General features: G+C 67.7%; 4 protein-coding genes. All 4 read right to left on the reverse strand.

The genetic code is table 11. The features are described 5' to 3' along the window. On the reverse strand, window positions 1-86 hold an 86-nt coding region (locus J7E68_RS20360), incomplete at its 3' end, for a hypothetical protein (RefSeq protein ID WP_311417354.1). Further along, complete coding sequence (locus tag J7E68_RS18055) at window positions 46-1,179, reverse strand: NAD(P)H-dependent glycerol-3-phosphate dehydrogenase (RefSeq protein ID WP_215174932.1); 1,134 nt, start codon at window positions 1,177-1,179, stop codon at window positions 46-48. The genes J7E68_RS18055 and J7E68_RS20360, both read right to left, overlap by 41 nt. Continuing rightward, window positions 1,169-1,933, reverse strand: coding sequence for a 1-acyl-sn-glycerol-3-phosphate acyltransferase (locus J7E68_RS18060; protein WP_215174933.1), 765 nt, complete (start codon window positions 1,931-1,933; stop codon window positions 1,169-1,171). Before J7E68_RS18060 ends, J7E68_RS18055 begins: the two co-directional genes overlap by 11 nt. Continuing rightward, window positions 1,930-2,917 (reverse strand): UDP-N-acetylglucosamine 1-carboxyvinyltransferase (locus J7E68_RS18065; protein ID WP_215174934.1); only part of this gene is annotated, 988 nt, incomplete at its 5' end. The genes J7E68_RS18060 and J7E68_RS18065, both read right to left, overlap by 4 nt.

Genomic DNA, 2,917 nt, shown 5'->3' on the forward strand with positions numbered 1-2,917 from the left:
CCCGCGCGGGTGATCCCGACGGGAATCACCCGATAGAGGTCGCGGTCAATCGCGCCCAGGACCCCGCCCGCCGTTGCGGAACTGATCGAATGCTCGCTGGAGCGCCCTCCGAAGAGCACCACCACCGTCTGCTTGTCCATGGTTGGTCCTCTCACCCTGGGGGGTGTCGTCGTCCGTCGTCAGGTGGGGGGCGATGTCGCGCGGGTTCATCTTGCCGTCGAGCACCATCTTGACCTGCTCGACGATGGGCATGTGCACTTCGGACTCACGCGCGAGCTGCAGCACCGGCGCGACGGACGCGAGGCCCTCGGCCGTCTGCTGCATCTGCTTGACGACGTCCTGGAAGCTGTACCCCTGGCCGAGCAGGCGCCCGGCCGTGTTGTTGCGGCTCAGCGGAGACTGGCAGGTGGCGATCAGGTCGCCCAGGCCCGCGAGGCCCTGCAGCGTCTCGGGATGCGCACCGTTGGCGACGGCGAAGTCGGTCATCTCGACGAGGCCGCGCGTGATGATCGACGCCTTCGTGTTCTCGCCGTAGCCCACGCCGTCGACGATGCCGATCGCGACCGCGATGAGGTTCTTCAGCACTCCTCCGAACTCGGTGCCGATCACGTCGGTGTTCACGAAGGTGCGGAAGTAGCTGTTGCGGGCGGCCCGAGCGACCTCTTCGGCCGTCTCCTGACTGCGGGAGGAGATCACGGCGGCGGTCGGCTGCTCACGGGCGATCTCGAGAGCGAGGTTCGGGCCGGATGCCACGGCGATGCGATCGGGGTCGCATCGCAGCTCCTGCTCGATCACCTGGCTCATGCGGAGCCCGGTGGTGCGCTCGACGCCCTTCATGAGGCTGACGATCTTCGCGTCGTTGTCGGCGAGCAGCGGTCGAAGGGCCTTCAGGTTCTCACGCAGCGATTGGCTCGGTACCGACAGATAAACCTGGTCGACGTCACGCAGGGCGATCGCCAACTCGTGCGTCGCCGCCATCGTCCGCGGCAGATTGATGCCGGGCAGATAGCGGGAGTTGCGCTTGGCCTCGTCGATCTCGTGGGCGAGTTCGGCGCGGCGAGCCCACATGGTGACCTGCGCCCCACCGTCGGCGAGGATCTTTCCGAACGTGGTGCCCCAGCTGCCGGCACCGATCACCGCGACGCGTGGTCCTGCGGGAGCGTTGCGCTTAGGAGTCAAGGCGGCCCGTCTCCTTCTGTCCGTGGGTCGAGGGGTTCCAGCGCTCGGCGGGCGCCTTCTCGTCTCTCAGATCTTCGAGAAGCGCCGTGATCGCGTTCATCAGTCGGTTCGTCGCCTCGTTCAGCGCCGATGCCTCGCCTGCCCGACCACGGAGGTCGGAGACGTCGACGGGATCGCCGATGATGACATCGACGGGCTTGCGCAGCGGCCAGAGGCTCAGCCCCTTCTGGTAGCGCCCCATGATCTCCTGGGTGCCCCAGTGGGCCATCGGGATCAGCGGGATGCCGTCGGTGAGAGCGAGCCGGACTGCGCCGGACTTACCCCGCATCGGCCAGAGATCGGGATCCCGGGTGAGCGTGCCCTCCGGGTACACGATCACACCGCGCCCGTGTTCGACGAGCTCGGCGGACTGCTTCAGCGTCTGCTTCGCAGCCGAGGCGGACGAGGAACGTGCCACCGGGATCATCCCGGTGCGACGGAGGATCCACCCGAGCACGGGCACCCTGAAGAGGCTCTCCTTCGCCATGAACCGCGGAGCCCGACCGATGCGCCACACCGCGAGAGCGACCACGAGCGGATCGAACTCCGAGTAATGGTTCGGTGCGAGCACGTATGCACCGTCACGGGGAAGCTTCTCGGCCCCGGTGATCCGCACCTTCGCCACCAGCGAGATCAAAGGCACGGCGATCGCAGCGACCGGCCAGAAGAAGCTCGGCCGCGTGGTCTCCGTCGAGCGGGAACCCACAGCGGTCACCGGATGACGTCGAAGTCGGCACCCACGGCATCGAGCTTGGCGAGGAACTTCTCGTACCCACGGCTCAGGATGTCGACACCGGAGACCCGGGACTCGCCCTCCGCCGTCAGAGCGGCGATGACGTGGCTGTACCCGCCCCGAAGGTCGGGCACGACGATGTCGGCAGCATGCAGAGGCGTGGGTCCGGTGATCACGGCGGCCTGCTCGAGGTCGCGGCGCGGGACGCGACGGGGTCCGTCCTGCAGCCCTCGAGGGTGCACGACGATGTCGGCGCCCATCTTGACGAGAGCATCCGTGAAGCCCAGTCGGTTCTCGTACACCGTCTCGTGCACGACCGAGCGGCCCTTCGCCTGGGTGAGTGCCACGACGAGCGGCTGCTGCCAGTCGGTCATGAATCCGGGGTGCACGTCGGTCTCGACGACGACCGGCTTGAGCTCGCCATCGCGGCGGAACAGGATCCCGTCCTCCTGGATGTCGAACCATCCGCCCGCCTTGCGGAAGACGTTGAGGAAGGTCAGCATCTCCTGCTGCTTCGCGCCGCCGACGAAGATCTCGCCATCGGTGGCGAGCGCTGCGGAGGCCCAGGAGGCCGCTTCGTTGCGGTCGAAGATCGACCGGTGGTCGTAGCCGCGCAGCGTCTCGACACCCTCGATGAGGATGACGCGATTCGGCTCGTACGAGATGATGGCGCCCATCTTCTGCAGCACGGCGATCAGATCCATGATCTCGGGCTCGATGGCCGCGTTGCGCAGCTCCGTCGTGCCCTCGGCCCGCACGGCGGTCAGCAGCACCTGCTCGGTCGCGCCGACGCTCGGGTACGGGAGGTGGATGTTCGCTCCGTGCAGACGAGCACCGCCCGTCGAGAGGCGGATGCCGCTGGGCAGCTTCTCGACGATGGCTCCGAACTTGCGGAGCGCGTCCAGGTGGAAGTCGAGCGGGCGGGCCACGATGCGGCAGCCGCCGAGGGCGGGGATGAACGCCTGA

The organism is Microbacterium sp. ISL-103 (assembly GCF_018613995.1).
Lineage (GTDB): Bacteria > Actinomycetota > Actinomycetes > Actinomycetales > Microbacteriaceae > Microbacterium.